Raw genomic sequence first — 18,431 nt, forward strand, 5'->3', positions numbered from 1 at the left:
ACAGGGCACGGAGCGGGGCACGGAACAGCGCACGGGACAGGGGGTGCCCGGTCAGTCGACCGGGTACCCCCACGCCCTTGCCAACTCGGCCAGCTGCGGCGGTAGTTGGGCCTTCGGGTCGGCCGTGCGGGCCGGCTGGATGCGGCCCGACCTGATGGTGGGGCTCCAGTCGCCGAGCTGGGGACGGAAGGTGCCGTGGTCCTTCGTCCCGTAGTCGAGCATCCCGCTCTCCCAGGGCACCCCGAGGTACTCGCACAGTCCGCGCGTGCTCCGCTCCGGATCAGCGGTGAGGTCCTCGTACGTCATCACGTGGGCGTCGAGAGCGCGGCGGGCCTCGTCGAGCCGCACGCCGTAGTCGAGCACCTCGGCGCGGATCTGTTCATGATCCGGATCGGTGCGGCGGTCGGTGAGGGAGGCGACCACGGCGCCGGGATGGCGCAGCAGCACGATGTAGCGGGCGTTGGGCCAACATCGGTGCAGGCGCGGCCAGATGAGGGTGTTGGGCGGGGTCTTGTCGACGATGATCCGCTTGCCGCTGCGGGCGAGTTCCAGATGCATCACCCGGTCCCACAGCGTGTGCTCCAGCTCCTCCTTGTCCAGGTCAAGGGCCCGCATGGCGTCGGCGGTGAAGTCACGGGAGAGATGGACGTGCAGGGTGCGCAGATGCATCTCGTGCGGGGCGCGGATGCCGCTGTGGCTGTTCAGCAGGACCCTCAGGAGGGTCGAGCCCGAGCGGACGCAGGAGAGGACGAAGACCGGCGAGTCCACCAGTCGCGGGGCACGGGGCGCCACAAAGCCGTCCGCGCGGGAGTCCTCGGCGCCGCGGGGCGCGGGTACGGCGTCGAGACCGCGGCGCGGCGGGCTCACCGCCTGGGCCATCAGTCTGCCGCGGCGCCTCAGCCCTTTGCCGATCGCGGACATGCGCGGGTCTCGCACGGTGACACCTTTCTCTCGCACTGCCCCCCATCGCACTCATCACAGGGGCGCCGGGCGAACCGCAGGTGTCGTCCAGGGAACCAGCGCTGGTCACGGCAGGTGGGGGACCTCCCCCGCACCTACCGTGACCAGGCCGTTCGCCGCTTCCTTAATTGTTCATGGGAAACGGTGTCATCGCTTCCGCATGAGCTGGTCCGTCACTTCCCCACGGCCAGTCGCAGCGTCTGGATCTCGAAGGGCCGCAGCGTGACGGAGACGCTGTTCCCGTCCGTGTCCACCGTCGACAGCGGGCGCTCCAGCAGGTCGGTGAGCTGGGCACCGGCCAGCGGGAAGCTTGTGCGCAGGGTGCCCTGCGCACGGCCGCCGCGCGACTCGTAGACGCGTACGACGACATCGCCCGAGGTGTCGTCGGCGATCTTGACGGCCTCGATGGTCACGCCCCCGCCCTCCACGGAGACGACCGGTTCGGGGGTGCCCGCCGAGTCCGCCACCCGCAGGGGCAGGTTGAGCGCGTAGCCCTCGGCGACCGCGTCCTCGATGCTCGCGCCCGGCAGCAGCGCGTAGGTGAAGCGGTGCCTGCCCTGGTCGGCGTCCGGGTCCGGGATGCGCGGGGCGCGGACCAGGCTGAGCCGGACGGTGGTGGTCGTCCCGCCGTCCTCGCGGACCGTGCGGGAGACGTCGTGGCCGTACGTGGAGTCGTTGATGACCGCCACGCCGTAGCCGGGTTCGCCGAGGTGGACCCAGCGGTGGCCGGAGACCTCGAAACGGGCCGACTCCCAGGTGGTGTTGGTGTGCGTGGGCCGCTGGATATGGCCGAAAGCGATCTCCGCGGACGAGTGCGCGGCCCGGATGTCCACCGGGAAGCCCGCCTTGAGGAACTTCTCGGCCTCGTGCCAGTCGATGTCCGTCTCGAAGTCGATCCGGGGACTGCCGGCGCGCAGGCTGATCGTCTGCGTGATGTGGGAGCCGTTGCCGAAGGAGCGCTCGACGCGGATCGCCCCGAGCAGCGGGTCCTCCTCGACCACCGTCATGGACTCGGCGTCCAGGAGGTCCGTGTAGCGGTTCTTGTAGTGCTTGTCGACGTCCCAGGCGTCCCAGTAGTTCGGGAGGTCCGTGTGCAGCCGGAGCAGGTTGCCCTGACCGGCCAGGACCTCTCGGCCGCCCGCGCGCAGATCGCGTACGGAGGACAGGGTGCCGTCCTCGGCGATCTCGACGCGGACCAGGCCGTTGTCGAGGACGCGGCCCTCGACCGTCACCGGGCTCGGCGCCTCGCCGGTGCCGAGGGGCGCACTGCCGTTCGCGGGGACGACCGTGTGGGCCAGGGCGCCGTCGGCGGTCCGTACGACCTCCCGGCGTTCGACCGGGCTGGTGTTGAAGACGCGGGCGCCGCCCGTGCCGAGTGCCGCGACCGCCTCGGCGGTCAGTGCCTCGACCTCCTCGGCGACGCGCGCGTACTCCGCCTCCGCCTCGCGGTGCACCCAGGCGATCGACGATCCGGGCAGGATGTCGTGGAACTGGTGGAGCAGGACCGTCTTCCAGAGCCGGTCGAGCTTCTCCCGCGGATAGGCGTAGCCGGGTGCGTGCAGCGCGGCCGTCGTGGCCCACAACTCGGCCTCGCGGAGCTTGTGTTCGCTGCGGCGGTTGCCCTGCTTGGTGCGGGCCTGCGAGGTGTAGGTGGCCCTGTGCAGCTCCAGGTACAGCTCACCGACCCAGACCGGGGCGTCGGGGTACTCCTCGCGGGCCTTGGCGAAGAAGTCGTCGGGGTGCTCGACGACGACCTTCGGCGAGCCTTCCAAGTCGGCCAGCCTGCGGGCCCGTTCCATGATCTCGCGGGTGGGTCCGCCGCCGCCGTCGCCCCAGCCGAAGGGGGCCAGCGAGCGGGTGCCGACGCCCTTCTCCTGGTAGTTGCGGGTGGCGCGGGCCATCTCCTCGCCGCTGAAGCGGGCGTTGTAGGTGTCGACGGGCGGGAAGTGCGTGAAGATCCGCGTGCCGTCGATGCCCTCCCACCAGAAGGTGTGGTGCGGGAACTTGTTGGTCTGGTTCCAGGAGATCTTCTGGGTGAGGAACCACTCGTTGCCCGCCAGTTTGGCGAGCTGCGGGTAGGCCGCGGTGTAGCCGAAGGAGTCCGGCAGCCACACGCCCTTGGTCTCGACGCCGAAGTGCTCGATGAAGAACCGCTTGCCGTGGATGAGCTGGCGGGCGACCGCCTCGCCGCCGGGCAGGTTGCCGTCGGCCTCCACCCACATGCCGCCGACCGGCGCCCACTGGCCCTTCTTGACGGACTCCTGGATGCGGGCCCAGACCTTCGGGTAGTTGTCGCGCACCCACTCGTACTGCTGGGCCTGCGAGCAGGCGAAGATGAAGTCGTCGTACTCGTCGGCGAGCGAGGTGACGTTCGAGAAGGTGCGGGACGTCTTGCGCTTGGTCTCGCGGATCGGCCAGAGCCAGGCGGAGTCGATGTGCGCGTGGCCGACGCCGGAGACGATGTGCGCGCTGGCGTTGGCGGGCCTGGACAGCGCGGGCTTCAGCGCGGCCCGTACGTCGCCGGCGGAACCGGCGATGTCGTCGAGGTCCAGCAGGTCCAGGGCCCGGTCCAGGGCGTGGGTGATCTCGTGCCGGCGGGGGTCGTGCTCGCCCAGCTCCAGCATCAGCTCGCGCAGGACCTGGATGTCGAGGTCGAGGTGCCAGACCTCCTCGTCGAGGACGGCGAGGTCCGCGCGCCGGAAGGTGTAGAGGGGCTTGTCTCCCGCGGTGCGGATGTCACCGAGAGGGGTGGGCGCGCTGAAGTCATTGGCGAGGATGTCCGGGTTGGAGGCCGCCTCGACCAGGTAGTCGATCTCCTCGCCGCCGACGGCGGGGTTGGCGATCGCCACGTACTGGTTGAGCGGGTTGACCGCCTTCAGCGGGGTGCCGTCCGTGAGATGGACGAGCGCCTCGGCCTGGTTGCCCGGCCAGTCGCCGACGAACCCGAGGTCGATGACCGCCTCGACACGCCTGCCCGCCCACTCGGCGGGCACCTGCCCGCGCATCCGGAACCAGGTCGTGCCCCAGGGCGGCCCCCACGGGGTGTCCATCGCGAAGGGCTCGTACGGGGCGGACGCGGCCTCCTCGAAGGGGACGGGCTCCCCCGGGGCCTGCCAGGCCTCGACCTCGAAGGGCACGGCAGCGGCGTAGATCGCGGCCTTGATGCGCTGGTCGTGAAGGCGCTGGACGCGCTCCTCGATTCGCCGGCGTTCGTCGTGCATGAAAGTCTCCAGGTAACGAGCGGGGAAAGCGCTTACTTGAGGTACGCCAGGCCAGGATGGACCGCGGTGTACCCGTCCACCAGCCTCCGGGCGACGTTCACCGAGTCGACGAGCGGGTGCAGGGCGAAGGCCTTCACGGCCGTCGCGCGCGAACCCGACCCGGCGGCGGCCAGCACCTCGCGCTCGACCGCCTTCACCGCGCACACCAGACCGGTGGCGTGGTCGGGCAGCGGGGCCACGGCGACCGGGTGCGCGCCGTTGGCGTCGACGAGGCAGGGCACCTCGATGACGGCGTCCGCGTCGAGCGCCGAGAGGGTGCCCTGGTTGCGGACGTTGAGGATGAGTGTGGTCCGCTCGTCGCGGGCGATGGCCCGCATCAGGGCGAGGGCCACCTTCTCGTAGCCGCCGGAGAGGTCGTCGGCGTCGCGCTCGCCCGCGCCGGCCGTCTCCCGGTTCTCGGACATGTACGTGGCCTCGCGCTCGGCCCGCGTACGGTCCCAGGCGGTGAGGGCGGCGCTGTCCGGTCGGCTCATCTCCTCGTAGAAGCTCGCCTGCTGGTCGCGGAGGAACGCCCCGCGGGTCTTCTCGGCCTGACTGTAGGCGCGGACCGCCTCGCGGTTGAAGTAGTAGTAGTGCAGATACTCGTTCGGAATGGCGCCGAGCGACTGGAGCCAGTCGGTGCCGAAGAGCTTGCCCTCCTCGAAGGAGCCGAGGAGGTCCGTGTCGGCGAGCAGCCGCGGGAGTTCGTCGCGGCCGGCGACATGCAGTCCGCGGACCCAGCCCAGGTGGTTGAGGCCGACGTAGTCGATCCAGGCCTCGCGGGGGTTGGCGCCCAGCACGCGGGCGATACGGCGGCCGAGGCCGACCGGCGAGTCGCAGATGCCGATGACGCGGTCGCCGAGGTGGCGGGACATGGCCTCGGTGACCAGGCCCGCCGGGTTGGTGAAGTTGATGAGCCAGGCGTCCGGCGCGAGGCGGGCCACCCGCTGGGCGATGTCGACGGCCACGGGGACCGTGCGCAGGCCGTAGGCGATGCCTCCGGCACCGACGGTCTCCTGGCCGAGGACGCCCTGGTCGAGGGCGACCCGTTCGTCGGCGGCGCGGCCTTCGAGGCCGCCGACTCGGATCGCGGAGAAGATGAAGTCGGCGCCGCGCAGCGCTTCGTCGAGATCCGTGGTGGCGGTCACGACGGGTGCGTCCGGGTGGGCCGCCGCCTGCTCGGCGAGGACCCGGGCGACGGCGGAGAGCCGGCCCCGGTCCAGGTCGTGCAGGACGACTTCGGTGACGCGGCCCTCGCCGCGGTCCCCCAGGAGCGCCCCGTACACGAGCGGCACGCGGAATCCGCCGCCGCCCAGAATCGTCAGCTTCACGCAACTGCCCTTTCGCTGTTCCTCGGGGTCATGGGGGTCGACGGAGCCGTCGGTGTCATCGAGGCCCCGGGCCCCGCCGTCGGGCACGCGCCGGTCACGTGAGCACCACGCGCACACCCGCCTCTTCCAGTGCGGCCCGCGTCCCGGCGTCCGCCGGTCCGTTGGTCACCACGACGTCCAGTTCCTCGGGCCCGCAGACCTTCGCCATCCCCGTGCCCGGGAACTTGGCGCGGTCGGCGAGCAGGACGACCCGGTCGGCCGCCTTGATCATCGCGCGCTTGACCGGGACCTCGACGACGGTCGTGTCCATCACCTGGCCGCCCGGCCGTACTCCGCTTGTTCCCAGGAACAGCCAGTCCGCATGCAGCTGGCGCAGGTTGTCCTCGGTGAGGAAGCCGACCAGTGAGCGGTACTCGCGGCGGACCATGCCCCCGAGCAGGACCAGCTCGATGGCCTCGTCGTCCACCAGCTCCTCGTACACCACGAGGTTGCTGGTGATCACGGTGATCCGGCGGCCGTGCAGCTGCCGGGCCAGCCGGTACGCGGTGGTGCCGATGTCGAGCAGCACGGACTGGCCGTCCTCGACCAGGCCCGCCGCGCACGCCGCTATGGCGTCCTTCTCGGCCACGCGCACCTCGGCGACCTCGGCGAAGGGCTGGTCGCCCTCCTCGGCGACCGCTCCGCCGTGCACGCGGGTGAGCAGGCCCTCCTCCTCCAGCTTGAGCAGGTCACGCCGGACGGTGGCGGGGCTCACCCCGAGCTGCTCCGAGAGGTCGGTCACGGCTGCGGGGCCGCCGGAGCGCAGGGCCCGCAGGATGAGTTGATGTCGTCGCTCTGCCAGCACGCCGCGAACAGTACTCGTCATTGCCAATCATTTCTATGCTCAGTTCTGCTCGACTCTTGCCAAAACGGCCGGAGACGCGCACGATCCTGTCCACCGAACACGATCCCGTGCACTCATGTGCACCGTCGTGCATCGGAAATGAAGAGTTTTGACGAGAGGATGCGCTCGTGGGTGACGAACGGCCCGACGCGCGGCCCGATGTGCTGCTGACCGGGCTGCTCTTCTACGACCTCGTCCTGACCGGTCTGGGGAAACCGCCGACACCCGGCGAGGAGATCTGGACCGAGGGGATGGGCACGAGCCCGGGCGGCATCGCGAACCTGGCCGTGGCCGCGGCCCGCTACGGCCTCAAGACCTCCCTGGCCACGGTGTTCGGCGACGACTACTACGGCGCGTACTGCCGTGAGGTCCTCGCCGGACAGGAGCGCGTCGACCTCTCGCTCTCCCGTACGGCGGACGGCTGGCACACCCCCGTCACCGTCTCGATCGCGTACGGCCACGACCGGGCCCTGGTCACCCACGGCCAGGAGCCCCCGTACTCGCAGGACGCGCTGATGGGCGACCCGCCCGCCGCGCGCACGGCCCTCGTGCACATCGAGGCCGAACCCCGCGAGTGGATCGCCAAGGCCGCCGCGAACGGCACCAAGATCTACGCGGATGTCGGCTGGGACCCCACCCAGCGGTGGTCCTCGGACCTCCTCGACCAGCTCGCCCTGTGCCACGCCTTCGTCCCGAACGACACCGAGGCGATGGCGTACACCCGCACCGACACCGCGGCCGACGCGCTCTCCAGGCTCTCCGAGCTGGTGCCGGTGGCCGTGGTCACGCGCGGCCGGGACGGCGCGATCGCGGTCGACCAGAGCACGGGCGAGTACGCCGACGTACCCGCCCTCGCCACCGGTGTCCTGGACGCGACGGGTGCCGGGGACGTCTTCGGCGCGAGTTTCGTCGCGGCCTCGCTTGAGGGCTGGCCCCTGGAGGAACGGCTGCGCTTCGCGGTACTGGCCGCCGGACTCTCCGTACAGCGGCACGGCGGGGCGCTGGCCGCGCCCGGCTGGTACGGCGTCCACCGGTGGTGGCGCTCGCTCGAAAACCCCGAACTGCGGCGCGCGTACGGCTTCCTGACGGACCGTCTGCCCGCCGATCCCGGCCCCCCGGTTCCCCACGCCCCGGTGACCCCACCCGCCCCCACGGCATTCCCGATCTCCCCCGACGCGTCTCCTCCGACACGTCTCCCCTGATGCGAAGACCGAACACATGCGAAAGGCGGTGGGAGCTGTGCGGCTCTCACGAAGGGGCCTGCTCCGCGCGGGTCTGGCCGGTACGGCCGCGACCGCGCTCGGCGGCCTGGCGTCCGGCTGCGCCGTACCGACCGGCTCGACGGGCCGGAACATGGTCCTGTGGTACTGGAGCGGCGGCCTGAGCGACACCGTCGTCAAGAAGGCCAAGGCCCGTTACGACAGTGCCGTGGACCTGGACGCGATCCAGATCGGCGGCTACTACCGCTCCAAGCTCATCACCACGATGACCGGCCAGGCCCATGTCCCCGACATCGCGGGGCTCAAGGGCGAGGACATGGCCTCGTACCTGCCGAACGCCGACCAGTTCGTGGACCTGCGCACGCTCGGCGCGGAGAAGCTCAAGGACCAGTACCTGGACTGGAAGTGGCAGCAGGGTGTGGCCCCCGACGGCAGCCTCGTCGGCTTCCCCATCGACGTGGGCCCCGTCGTGCAGTACTACCAGCCGGCCGTCTACAAGAAGGCCGGGCTGGCGTACGAACCGGACGACGTGTCCAGGGAGATGGGCACCTGGGACCAGTTCTTCGCGGCGGGTGAGCGGCTCAAGAAGCGGGTGCGCGGGGCGTTCATCCTGACCGACGTCGGCAGCGTCTTCGAGATGTCGATCGGGCAGGGCACCGAGCGGTTCGTCGACAAGGACAAGCACTTCATCGGCGACCAGGAACATGTGCGCGTCTGCTGGGACCGTGCCGTGGAGGCCAAGCGGCGCGGGCTGGTGTCGAGCCTGGTGACGGGCACACCCGACTCGATCTCGGCCACCGAGCGGGGCCAGTTGCCCAGCCAGCTCAACGCCTCGTGGGCCGCGGGCGACCTCAAGCTCCAGTACCCGAAGACCAAGGGCAGATGGCGGGTCGCGAACTGTCCCGGCGGCCCCTCGAACGTCGGCGGTTCGTTCCTGGCGATCACCAAGGCGTGCCGGGAACCCGAGAAGGCCTTCGAGATCATCACCTGGCTGCTCAACGCGGACAACCAGGCCCAGGGCTTCATGGACGCCGGACTCTTCCCGTCCACACCGGCCTCGTACGGGCTGAAGAAGCTCCGTGAGGCCGACCCGTTCTTCGGCGACCAGATCACGATGGACGTCTACGGGCCGGCCGCGGAGAAGATCCCGGTCGCCTTCAACAGCCCGTACGACATCGCGCTCGGGCAGCCGATCAGGGACGAGATCAAGAACGTCGGCGTCCTCGGCAAGAACCCCGAGAAGGCCTGGAAGGACGCCATGAGCAAGTGCCGGCGCATCGCCGACCACCTGGGGGTGAGCTACTGATGGCCACCACCCCCCTGGTCGAGAAGCCCCCGGCGCCCGTCGCCGAACCGCCCTCCCTCAACCCCAAGAAGGGCATCCTGAGCTACTGGCGGCTGTACGCCGCCATCTCGCCCTTCTACCTCCTCTTCCTCGCCTTCGGTCTGATCCCGGTCGGCTTCTCGCTCTACCTGTCGTTCCACCGGTGGGACGGCCTCGGCTCGATGGAGTACGCGGGCCTGTCGCAGTACCGCTATCTGCTGAGCGACACCGACTTCTGGAGCTCGATCGGCAACACGCTGATCATCTGGGCGCTCGCCACCTTCCCCATGATCTTCCTGGCGATGATCACGGCCGTGATGCTCAACTCGGCGGTCCGCTTCAAGAACGTCTACCGCTTCGCGTACTTCCTGCCCAACGTCACCTCGGTCGTCGCCGTCGCGATCATCTTCGGCTCGGTCTTCTCCACCAACTTCGGCCTGGTGAACGCCCTGTTGCAGGCCGTCGGCCTCGACCAGATCGCCTGGCTGAACACCCCGTGGGGCATCAAGGTCGCCATCGCCACCCTGATGACCTGGCAGTGGACCGGCTACAACGCGATCATCTTCCTCGCCGGACTCCAGACGATCCCGGGCGAGCTGTACGAGGCGGCGCGCATGGACGGCGCCGGGCCCGTGCAGACCTTCTTCCGGATCACGCTGCCGCTGATGCGGCCCGTGCTGCTGTTCGTGCTGGTCATCTCGACCGTCACCGGCCTGCAGAGCTTCTCCGAACCGCAGGTGCTGCTGCAGTCCACGGCCAACGAGTCGACGTTCTCGGGCGGTCCCGACCACGCCGGCCGGACGATGGTCCTCTACTTCTTCCAGCAGACCTTCGACAACAACGACTTCGGCTACGGCGCCGCCGTGGCCTGGGGCATCTTCCTCGTCGTCGTCATCTTCTCGATCATCAACTGGCGCCTGGTGCAGCGCCGGGGCGAAGACTAGGGAGGCCCGTCACCATGGCTGTCACCACACAGACCGAGCCCGCCCCCACCGAGCCGCCGCGTACCGAGCCCGCCGAGGGCACGCGTATCCGGGGCACCCAGCGCAGGGGCATCGCGCTGCACGTCTCCCTGATCGTCGGGGTGCTGCTCTCCGCGTTCCCGTTCTACTGGGCCGTGATCATGTCGACGCACACGTCGACGGAGATCTTCTCCTACCCGCCGAAGCTGCTGCCCGGCTCGCACTTCGGCGACAACCTCAGCAAGCTGTTCGACAGCATCGATTTCTTCGGGTCGATGTTCAACTCGCTGCTCGTCGCCGTCTCCGTGACGTTCCTCGTCCTGTTCTTCGACTCGCTGGCCGCCTTCGTCTTCGCGAAGTTCAAGTTCCCCGGCCGCCGGGTGCTGTTCGCGATGATGATGGCGATCTTCATGGTGCCGGCGCAGCTCGCGGCCATCCCACAGTTCGTGATCATGGCGAAGCTGGGCTGGATCGGCTCGATGACCTCGCTGATCGTGCCGGCCGCCGCCAACGCGTTCGGCATCTTCTGGATGCGGCAGTACATGAAGAGCGCGATCCACGACGAGCTGCTGGACGCCTCCAAGATCGACGGGGCGAGCTTCCTGCGCCAGTACTGGCACGTGGCGCTGCCCGTGGTCCGGCCCGGGCTCGCCTTCCTCGGCATCTTCACGTTCATGGGCCAGTGGAACGACTACGCCTGGCCGTTGATCGCCCTCACCAACCCGGACAACGTGACCCTCCAGGTCGCCCTGTCCCAGCTCAACGGAGTCCACGGCACCACGGACTACGGAATGGTCATGACGGGCGCGGTCCTTGCCCTCATCCCGTTGCTGATCGTCTTCGCGATCGGCGCCAAGCAGATCATCGCCGACCTCGGGAAGGGAGCGATCCGCTGATGGGACGCGATCACCTGCTCTCGCTGCGGCCCTGGAAGTCACCGGAGACGACCTCCTGGCAGCGGCTGCCGATGAACGCGGTGGACCGGCGCCCCGGCGCGCTGTCCCTCGACGGCTCCTGGCACTTCCAGCTGCTGCCCTCGCCGACCGGCGCGTCGGGCGAGTGGACCCTCGCCGACGTGCCGGGCGTGTGGACCATGCAGAGCGCCGACGACCTGCCCCAGTACACCAACGCGCAGATGCCGTTCGGCGACTTCCCGCCCCACTCCCCCGCCGCGAACCCGACAGGGGTCTACGAGCGTTCCGTGGACATCCCCGCCGAGTGGGCGGGCCGGCGGATCGTCCTCCAGGTCGGCGCGGCCGAGAGCGTGCTCCTCGTCCATGTGAACGGCCGCCCGGTCGGCGTCTCCAAGGACTCCCACCTCGCCGCCGAGTTCGACCTCTCCGACGTCGTACGCCCCGGGGACCCGGCCACCGTACGGTTCACCGTCGTCAAGTGGTCCGACGCCTCGCACATCGAGGACCAGGACCAGTGGTGGCACGCGGGCATCACCCGCTCGGTGCTGCTGTACGCGACCGACCCGCTGCACCTCGCGGACGTGACCGTGCGGGCGCCGCTGGACGGACACCTGCTGGTCGACTGCAAGGTGCGCGACACGGCGGGACCGCTCCCGGAGGGCTGGTACGTCACCGCGGCCCTGGACGGCCACCTCCTGTCCCAGGACACCGAGTTCGACCGGCTCAACGCCGAGGACATGCGGGTGTCCGACTTCTACGGCGAGGCCCGGCTGCGGACCGTCGTCAGGGACGTACGCCCGTGGACGGCCGAGACACCCGAGCTGTACGGCCTGGCCGTGCGGCTGCACCGGGCCGACGGTTCGATCGCCGACACCTCGCACCACCGGGTCGGCTTCCGGGACGTCGAGATCGTCGGCCGGGACCTGCTGGTCAACGGCGAGCGCGTCTGGATCCGGGGCGCGAACCGGCACGACTTCCATCCGCTGACCGGGCGCACGGTCACGGCGGAGGACATGCGCGCGGACCTGGTCGTCCTCAAGCGGTTCGGTTTCAACGCGGTCCGCACCTCCCACTATCCGAACGACCCGACGCTGTACGACCTCGCCGACGAGCTGGGCCTGTACGTGGTGGACGAGGCGAACATCGAGTCGCACGACCACGCCCACGAGATCGCCGACGACCCCCGCTATCTGCCCGCGTTCGTGGACCGGGTCTCCCGCATGGTCCTGCGGGACAAGAACCACCCCTCGATCATCGTCTGGTCGCTCGGCAACGAGTCCGACTACGGCGCCAACCACGACGCGGCGGCGGGCTGGGTGCGCCGCCACGACCCGACCCGGCCGATCCAGTACGAGGGAGCCGCCAAGCTCGACTGGGCGGACGAGAAGCTCGCCTCCGACATCGCCTGCCCGATGTACGCGCCCATCGAGGACTGTGTCGCGCACGCCCTGTCGGGGCGACAGACCAAGCCGCTCATCCAGTGCGAGTACTCGCACGCCATGGGCAACAGCAACGGCACGCTCGCCGACACCTGGGCCGCCATCGAGTCCACCCCGGGCCTTCAGGGCGGCTTCATCTGGGAGTTCTGGGACCACGGCATCCTCCAGCGTGTGAACGACGGACGACCGGCCGGCCGAGGTGGCGTGGGCCTGTACGACAACGGTGTCACCGCGCCCGGCCACCGCTGGGCGTACGGCGGCGACTTCGACGAGGCGATCCACGACGGGGCGTTCGTCGCCGACGGCGTGGTGTTCCCCGACCGGACCCCCAAGCCCGTGATGTACGAGCACCGGGAGATCGCGGGCCCGGTCCGGCTGACGTACGACGAAGGGGTGCTCCGGATCCACAACCGGCAGCACTTCCGGGGACTGGAGTGGCTGGCGGCCGAGTGGCTGCTCGTGCGCGCGGACGGGACGACGCTCCGGGCGTCGGCCTCATTGCCGGAGACACTGCCGGGCGGGTCGGCGGAGGTACCGCTGCCGTTCGCGCCGCCGGAACCCTCCGCCGGTGAGGTCTGGCTGACGCTGCGGGTCACGACCGCGGACGACGAGGAGTGGGCGCCGCTGGGTACGGAGGTGTGTCTGCCGCAGGTCCGGCTGGTCGCCCCGGCCACCGACGCGCCGCCGGAGCCCGCCGCGGGCCCGGCCGTCGCCCTGGACGGGGACGCGCTGCTGGTCCACCCGCTGCTGACGTCCGCGCCGCAGCTCTCGCTGTGGCGGGCCCCCACCGACAACGACGAGCTGGGCGGCATGGCGGCCCGCTGGCACGACCGGGGACTCGACGCGCTCGTACGCAAGGTCGTGGACGTACGCGAGGAGGGCAGCCGGGTCGTCGTGCTCAGCGAGTACGCGACCGGTGCCGGGCCCGTCCGGCACGAGCAGGTCTTCACTCCGGTCACCGGCGGCATCCGGGTCGAGGAGTCGGCCGAACTGCCGGCGGGGCTGGACGACGTGGCCCGGGTGGGCACGGTCTTCGAGACGGTTGCCGGACTCGACGTCCTGGACTGGTACGGGCAGGGCCCCTGGGAGTCCTACCCGGACCGCGCCGCGGGCGCGCCCGTGGGACACCACTCGCTGCCGGTGGACGAGCTGTTCACTCCCTACCTGCGGCCCCAGGAGAGCGGCGGGCGGCACGGGGTGCGGCGGTTCACGCTGTCGGCGCCGGACGCCACGGGCCTCTCCGTGGAGCTCGGGGCGCCGGGGCAGGTCTCCGTCAACCGGTACCGGGCCGAGGACCTGGCGGTTGCCACGCACCACGACGAACTGGTCCCCCGGCCGGGCTGTGTCGTGCACCTCGACGCGGCGCACCGGGGTCTCGGCACGGCGTCGTGCGGGCCCGACACCTCGGCCGGGTACCTCGTCGAGTCAGGCACCCACCGGTGGGAGTGGACGCTGCGGGTTCTCTGACCCGCGCCGAACCCGCCCTGACTGTCACGTTCGTTCATGAACCGCCGGCACACCGGGCCCAGAGGGACTCTTCAGACCATGACCGAGCAGCAGCTGCCCGTCTGGGCCGACCCTGCCCTCTCCCCCGCCTGGCTCGACGCGCAGGGCGTCTCCCGTCGCGGGCTCCTGCGCCGGGCGGGCCTGTTCGGTACCGCGTTCGGTGTCGGCCTCGCGGCCGGTTGCTCGGCTGCACGGCGGGCGGACCGACCCACCCGGACACCCCGCGCAACGAGGCGCACGCGGTCGCGGCCGTCAAGTGGCCGGCCGAGCAACGCCGTTCGGGCTACGTGGACGACGTACTGGTCCTCGCCAACCACCCCTCGCGCGTGGGCATCGACTCCCCGCACGAGATACGGGCCTGGCGGGACGCGGCCCCCGAGATCATGATCGGCATGGAGGGCGCGCGCCCGGTGCGCAGGGCGGGGCCATCCCCGGCTGGCGGTCCGACGTCGATCCGCGGCGAGTACGAGAACAAGCCGTCGGCGGACTCCTGGCCGGGCTGTCCGGCGGACGCGTACGTCACCTACGGCGGGACGACTGGATGACGGCCACCGTCGGCGGCATGTGGGACTCCCTGCTCGCCGAGGGCAAGCTGTTCACGATCACCACGAACTCGGATGTGCGCCGGGTGGTGTTCGACACCTGGAGGAACGGGGACTGGCCGGCCGGGCGGAACTTCGACGACACGGCTGGCTGCCCGACCCGGTGAACACGAGCGAACCGCAGCCCGGCGGTGACTTCTGGCCCGGCCAGTTCGGCCGCACGCATGTCGGTGTCACCCTCCCCCACTACCTGAACGGTGTGGAAGGTGCCCCCATCGGCTACCGCGCGGTGATGGCGGGCCTGCGGGCGGGCCGGGTCTGGCTCGACCACGGTCACCTGCTCGACGGGCTCGACGTACGGCTGAAGCGGGACCGGGACCGGGGCCAGGACCGGAACCGGGAGCAGGAGCACGGCCGGGGCGTCACGCTGGGCGGGCGGCTGCGGGTGCGTGCGGGGGATCGGCTCACCCTTGAGGTCGCCGTGACGACGGCCTCGCGGGCCAACCCGCACGGCGTCGTGCCCGAGCTCGCGCATGTCGATGTGATCCGCGGGGCGGTGCGGGGTGCTGCGGCCGACCGGGACGGGTGGCGGGCGCCCGATACGAGGGTCGTCCATACGGCGGATGTGTCGGGGCGTCGGGGTACGTACACCCTGCGTATTCCGGTGGTCGCCGGGGACGAGTCCTTCCATGTGCGGCTGCGGGGCAGTGACGGTCGTCGGCACGGGGCTGGGTATTGGGGGCCTCCGTGGATCCGCACGGGCTTGTGGCGCATGTGCCGGGTGACGGTGATCCTTGGGTTGATACGTGGTTCTATTCGAACCCGGTGTTCGTGGAGGTCGTCGGCGGTCGGTGACGGGCCCGTTCCCCGGGGGGGGCGGGGCGGGGTGGGGTGGGTGCGTTTTCGGGTGCGGGTGCGCTGTGGCTGGTCGCGCCGTTCCCCGCGCCCCTGAAGGCAAAGGATTGCGCCGTTCCCCGCGCCCCCAAAAAGCCAAAGACTGCGCCGTTCCCCGCGCCCCTGGAAGGCAGAGGCTGTGCTGTTGCCCGTGCCCCTGGGGACGTGGGCCGGTGGGTTGTAGTCCCTGGTCGTGGGCTGATCGGCGGGCGTACCGTGGGGTGGGTGACCACTGACGAGGCCCTGCGGCCCCAGTCCCTCATGCTGTCGTTCCTGGGCGATCAGGTACTCGGCCGAGACGTCTGCGTGTACTCGGGAAGCGTCATCGACGTCTTCGGGCGCGCGGGCGTCGGCGAGCACGCGACCCGCTCCACCCTGACTCGCATGGTCGGCCGCGACCTGCTGCGGCGGCAGCGCGAGGGACGCCGTATGTACTTCGGGCTGACCGAGCGTTCCGAGGCCGTGCTGCGGGACGGCGAGCAGCGGATCTGGGAGGAGGGGGCGGTCAACCGTCACTGGGACGGCACCTGGACCCTGCTCGGCTTCTCACTGCCCGAGTCCTGGCAGCGCCAACGGCACGATCTGCGGGCGCAGTTGACGTGGAGCGGCTTCGGTCCGCTGTTCGGCGGGCTGTGGATCGCGCCCGGCGAGGCCGATGTCTCCGGGCTTGTCGCCGAACTCGGCCTGTCCGCCCACGTGAAGATCTTCCGCGCCCACGCGGACACCGGCATGGACATCGGAGCGATGATCGAGGAGACCTGGGAACTGGACGAACTCGCTACGCGCTACGGGGCGTTCGTCCACCGCTGGCAGCACTGGGAGACGGCGGAGCCCGAGGCCGACGAGGCCCTCGCGCTGCGGCTGCGCCTGTCGACGGAGTGGCTGCAGGTCGTCCGCCGGGACCCACGCCTGCCGGTCAAGCACCTGCCGGACAACTGGCCCGCCGAACAGGCCGAGAAGACCTTCCGAACGGTGTACGCCGGCCTCACCCCCCTGGCCCAGCAGTCCGCGGACCACCTCCTGGACCTGGTCCCGGTACGCGCGACCCTTTAGGAGCGCAGAGCGCCCTTTGCCTTGACGGGCGCGGGGAACGGCGCAATCTCTTAGGGGCGCGGGAAACGGCGCGCCCAGCCACAGCGCACCCGCACCCGCACCCGACAACAGCCGCGCCGACACGGCTCTCACACATAGAAGCGGGACAGACTCTGCAGCACCGCCGCGGGCTTGCCCACCCCGTCGATCTCGATCGTGCCGTCGACAACGACCTGCACCCCACCGGGCACGTCCGCGACCTCCGCGAGCCTCGCGACGAGCCGAATACGCGACCCCACCTTCACCGGCGAGGGAAACCGCACCTTGTTCAGTCCGTAGTTGACCTTCGTGGCCACACCCCGGACGTCCAGCAACTCGGTGAAGAGCGGAATGAAGAGGGAGAGGGTGAGACAACCGTGCGCGATGGGCGCCCCGAACGGCCCCGCCGCGGCCCTCTCCACATCGACATGGATCCACTGATGATCACCCGTCGCGTCGGCGAACGTGTTGACGCGTTCCTGCGTCACCTCGATCCACTCGCTCGCTCCGAGGTCACCGCCGGCAAGCTTCCTCAGCTCGTCGACACCGTTCACGATAATGCTCATGTGGCCGTCCTTGACTGGGAGTTCCGGGGATCGGTCCCGTACCGCCGGCGGACACGGGACTTGAGGAGCTTGCCGGAGGCAGTCCGCGGCAGTTCGTCCGCGAGCACCACCGACTTCGGGATCTTGTACTTGGCGAGGTGTCCGGCGAGGGACGCGAGCACCTCGCCGGGGTCGAGCTCGACGCCCTCGCGCGGGACGACGACCGCGCACGGCACCTCGCCCCACTTCTCGTCGGGGACGCCGATGACCGCGCACTCGACGATGCCGGGGTGGGCGAGGAGCCGGTCCTCGATCTCGGCGGGGTAGATGTTCTCGCCGCCCGAGATGATCATGTCCTTGATGCGGTCGACGACGGTCACATAGCCGTCCTCGTCGATCCGGGCGGCGTCCCCGCTGCGGAACCAGCCGTCGCTGAACACGGCCGCGGTCTCGTCGGGCAACCCCCAGTAGCCGGGCATGACATGCGGCCCCCGTACGACGATCTCGCCGGTCTCACCGACGTCGGCGACGTCGTCCGGGGTGAGGCCTGCCCGTACGACGCGCACGTCGCTGAAGAAGTGCGGCACGCCCGCCGAGCCCGCCTTGGCCACCGCGTGCCCGGCGTCCAGGAAGAGGACGCCGGGTGAGGCCTCGGTCATGCCGTAGCCCTGGAGGAAGGTGAGGCCCCGCTGCTGGTAGGCGGTGATGAGCGGGGTCGGCACGGGTGCGCCGCCGCAGCTGAGCATCCGCAGCGAGGACAGGTCGGCGTCGGCCCAGCGCGGATGACGGGCCACCCGCTCGAACATGGTGGGCACGCCGAACATGAAGGTGATCCGGTGCCGTTCGATCAGGTCGAGGGTGTCCGCCGGGTCGAAGGCCTCGACCAGGACACAGGTACCGCCCTTGAGGAGGACCGGCAGGGTGAGCATGTTGAGCCCGGCCGTGTGGAACAACGGGGCACAGACCAGGGCGCGTTCGTCCGCGATCAGGTCCTGGTCGACGAGGACGTTGACGGCGTTCCACGTCAGGTTGCCGTGGGTGAGCATCGCGCCCTTGGGCCGGCCCGTCGTCCCCGAGGTGTACATGATGACGCAGGTGTCGTCGGCGGAGACGGGCTCGTCGATCGCCTCCCCGGAGGCAGAGGCGAGCAACTCCTCGTAAGCGGCGCCCACTTCGACGTACGTAGGCACATCGCAGGTGTCCCGCAGCGCGGCGACCAGCCCCTCGGGTGCCGCCCTGTGGACGAGGGTCCGCGCGCCGGAGTCGTTGAGCTGGTAGGCGATCTCGGGCCCGGCGAGGCGGGTGTTGAGCGGGACGAAGACCGCGCCGAGCAGGCCCGCCGCGAACAGCGTCTCCAGGTAGGAGGGGTGGTTCGGGCCGAGGTAGGCGATCCGGTCGCCGCGGCGCACCCCGCGCGCACGCAGGGCATGCGCGAGGCGGGTGGTGCGCTCGTGCAGTCCGCCGTACGTGAGTGTCGTGCCGTGGTGGATCAGGGCGGTGCGGTGCGGGGTCTTGCGGGCCCGGCGGGCGGGCCACGACCCCAGTCCCTCGTTGCGCATGCCATACCCCTTACGGATCGG

At 70.5% G+C, this 18,431-nt stretch carries 12 protein-coding genes and 1 pseudogene; 7 read left to right on the forward strand and 6 right to left on the reverse strand.

Annotated elements, in window-relative coordinates; all coding sequences use genetic code 11:
* Window positions 1–51: 51 nt before the first annotated feature.
* The 4 genes from OHS59_RS09015 to OHS59_RS09030 form a co-directional block, all read right to left on the reverse strand.
* Entirely contained in the window at window positions 52–936 is an 885-nt protein-coding gene (locus tag OHS59_RS09015) for a sulfotransferase family protein (RefSeq protein WP_328492857.1), read from the reverse strand.
* Between the two features lie 197 nt (window positions 937–1,133).
* A complete protein-coding gene (locus OHS59_RS09020) occupies window positions 1,134–4,181 on the reverse strand; it encodes an alpha-mannosidase (protein WP_328492858.1) in 3,048 nt (1,015 codons plus the stop codon).
* 32 nt (window positions 4,182–4,213) lie between these two features.
* Window positions 4,214–5,551, reverse strand: coding sequence for a 6-phospho-beta-glucosidase (locus OHS59_RS09025; protein WP_328492859.1), 1,338 nt, complete (start codon window positions 5,549–5,551; stop codon window positions 4,214–4,216).
* Window positions 5,552–5,645: 94 nt separating this feature from the next.
* The gene (locus OHS59_RS09030) at window positions 5,646–6,395 is read right to left on the reverse strand and encodes a DeoR/GlpR family DNA-binding transcription regulator (RefSeq protein ID WP_328492860.1); all 750 of its coding nucleotides are present in this window, start codon (window positions 6,393–6,395) and stop codon (window positions 5,646–5,648) included.
* Window positions 6,396–6,562: 167 nt separating this feature from the next.
* Here OHS59_RS09030 and OHS59_RS09035 point away from each other — a divergent pair, with 167 nt between their 5' ends.
* The 7 genes and pseudogenes from OHS59_RS09035 (at window position 6,563) to OHS59_RS09065 (ending at window position 16,288) form a co-directional block, all read left to right on the forward strand.
* Window positions 6,563–7,636, forward strand: coding sequence for a carbohydrate kinase family protein (locus tag OHS59_RS09035; protein WP_328492861.1), 1,074 nt, complete (start codon window positions 6,563–6,565; stop codon window positions 7,634–7,636).
* Between the two features lie 37 nt (window positions 7,637–7,673).
* A complete protein-coding gene (locus OHS59_RS09040) occupies window positions 7,674–8,960 on the forward strand; it encodes an extracellular solute-binding protein (protein ID WP_328492862.1) in 1,287 nt (428 codons plus the stop codon).
* Window positions 8,960–9,922 (forward strand): carbohydrate ABC transporter permease, encoded by a 963-nt coding sequence (locus OHS59_RS09045; protein ID WP_328492863.1) that lies wholly within the window; start codon window positions 8,960–8,962, stop codon window positions 9,920–9,922. Before OHS59_RS09040 ends, OHS59_RS09045 begins: the two co-directional genes overlap by 1 nt.
* 14 nt (window positions 9,923–9,936) lie before the next feature.
* Complete coding sequence (locus OHS59_RS09050) at window positions 9,937–10,836, forward strand: carbohydrate ABC transporter permease (RefSeq protein ID WP_328492864.1); 900 nt, start codon at window positions 9,937–9,939, stop codon at window positions 10,834–10,836.
* Window positions 10,836–13,760 (forward strand): glycoside hydrolase family 2 TIM barrel-domain containing protein, encoded by a 2,925-nt coding sequence (locus OHS59_RS09055; protein WP_328492865.1) that lies wholly within the window; start codon window positions 10,836–10,838, stop codon window positions 13,758–13,760. The genes OHS59_RS09050 and OHS59_RS09055 overlap by 1 nt, the downstream gene beginning before the upstream one ends.
* Window positions 13,761–13,838: 78 nt before the next feature.
* Window positions 13,839–15,196, forward strand: a pseudogene (locus OHS59_RS09060) (histidinol-phosphatase).
* A gap of 264 nt (window positions 15,197–15,460) precedes the next feature.
* Window positions 15,461–16,288 (forward strand): PaaX family transcriptional regulator, encoded by an 828-nt coding sequence (locus tag OHS59_RS09065; RefSeq protein ID WP_328492866.1) that lies wholly within the window; start codon window positions 15,461–15,463, stop codon window positions 16,286–16,288.
* A 128-nt stretch (window positions 16,289–16,416) separates the two neighbouring features.
* Here OHS59_RS09065 and OHS59_RS09070 read toward each other — a convergent pair whose 3' ends face one another.
* The gene (locus OHS59_RS09070; protein WP_328492867.1) at window positions 16,417–16,872 is read right to left on the reverse strand and encodes a MaoC family dehydratase; all 456 of its coding nucleotides are present in this window, start codon (window positions 16,870–16,872) and stop codon (window positions 16,417–16,419) included.
* Window positions 16,869–18,410, reverse strand: coding sequence for an o-succinylbenzoate--CoA ligase (menE, locus tag OHS59_RS09075; RefSeq protein ID WP_328492868.1), 1,542 nt, complete (start codon window positions 18,408–18,410; stop codon window positions 16,869–16,871). The genes OHS59_RS09070 and menE overlap by 4 nt, the downstream gene beginning before the upstream one ends.
* Window positions 18,411–18,431: the final 21 nt, after the last annotated feature.

It is taken from the genome of Streptomyces sp. NBC_00414 (assembly GCF_036038375.1).
Lineage (GTDB): Bacteria > Actinomycetota > Actinomycetes > Streptomycetales > Streptomycetaceae > Streptomyces.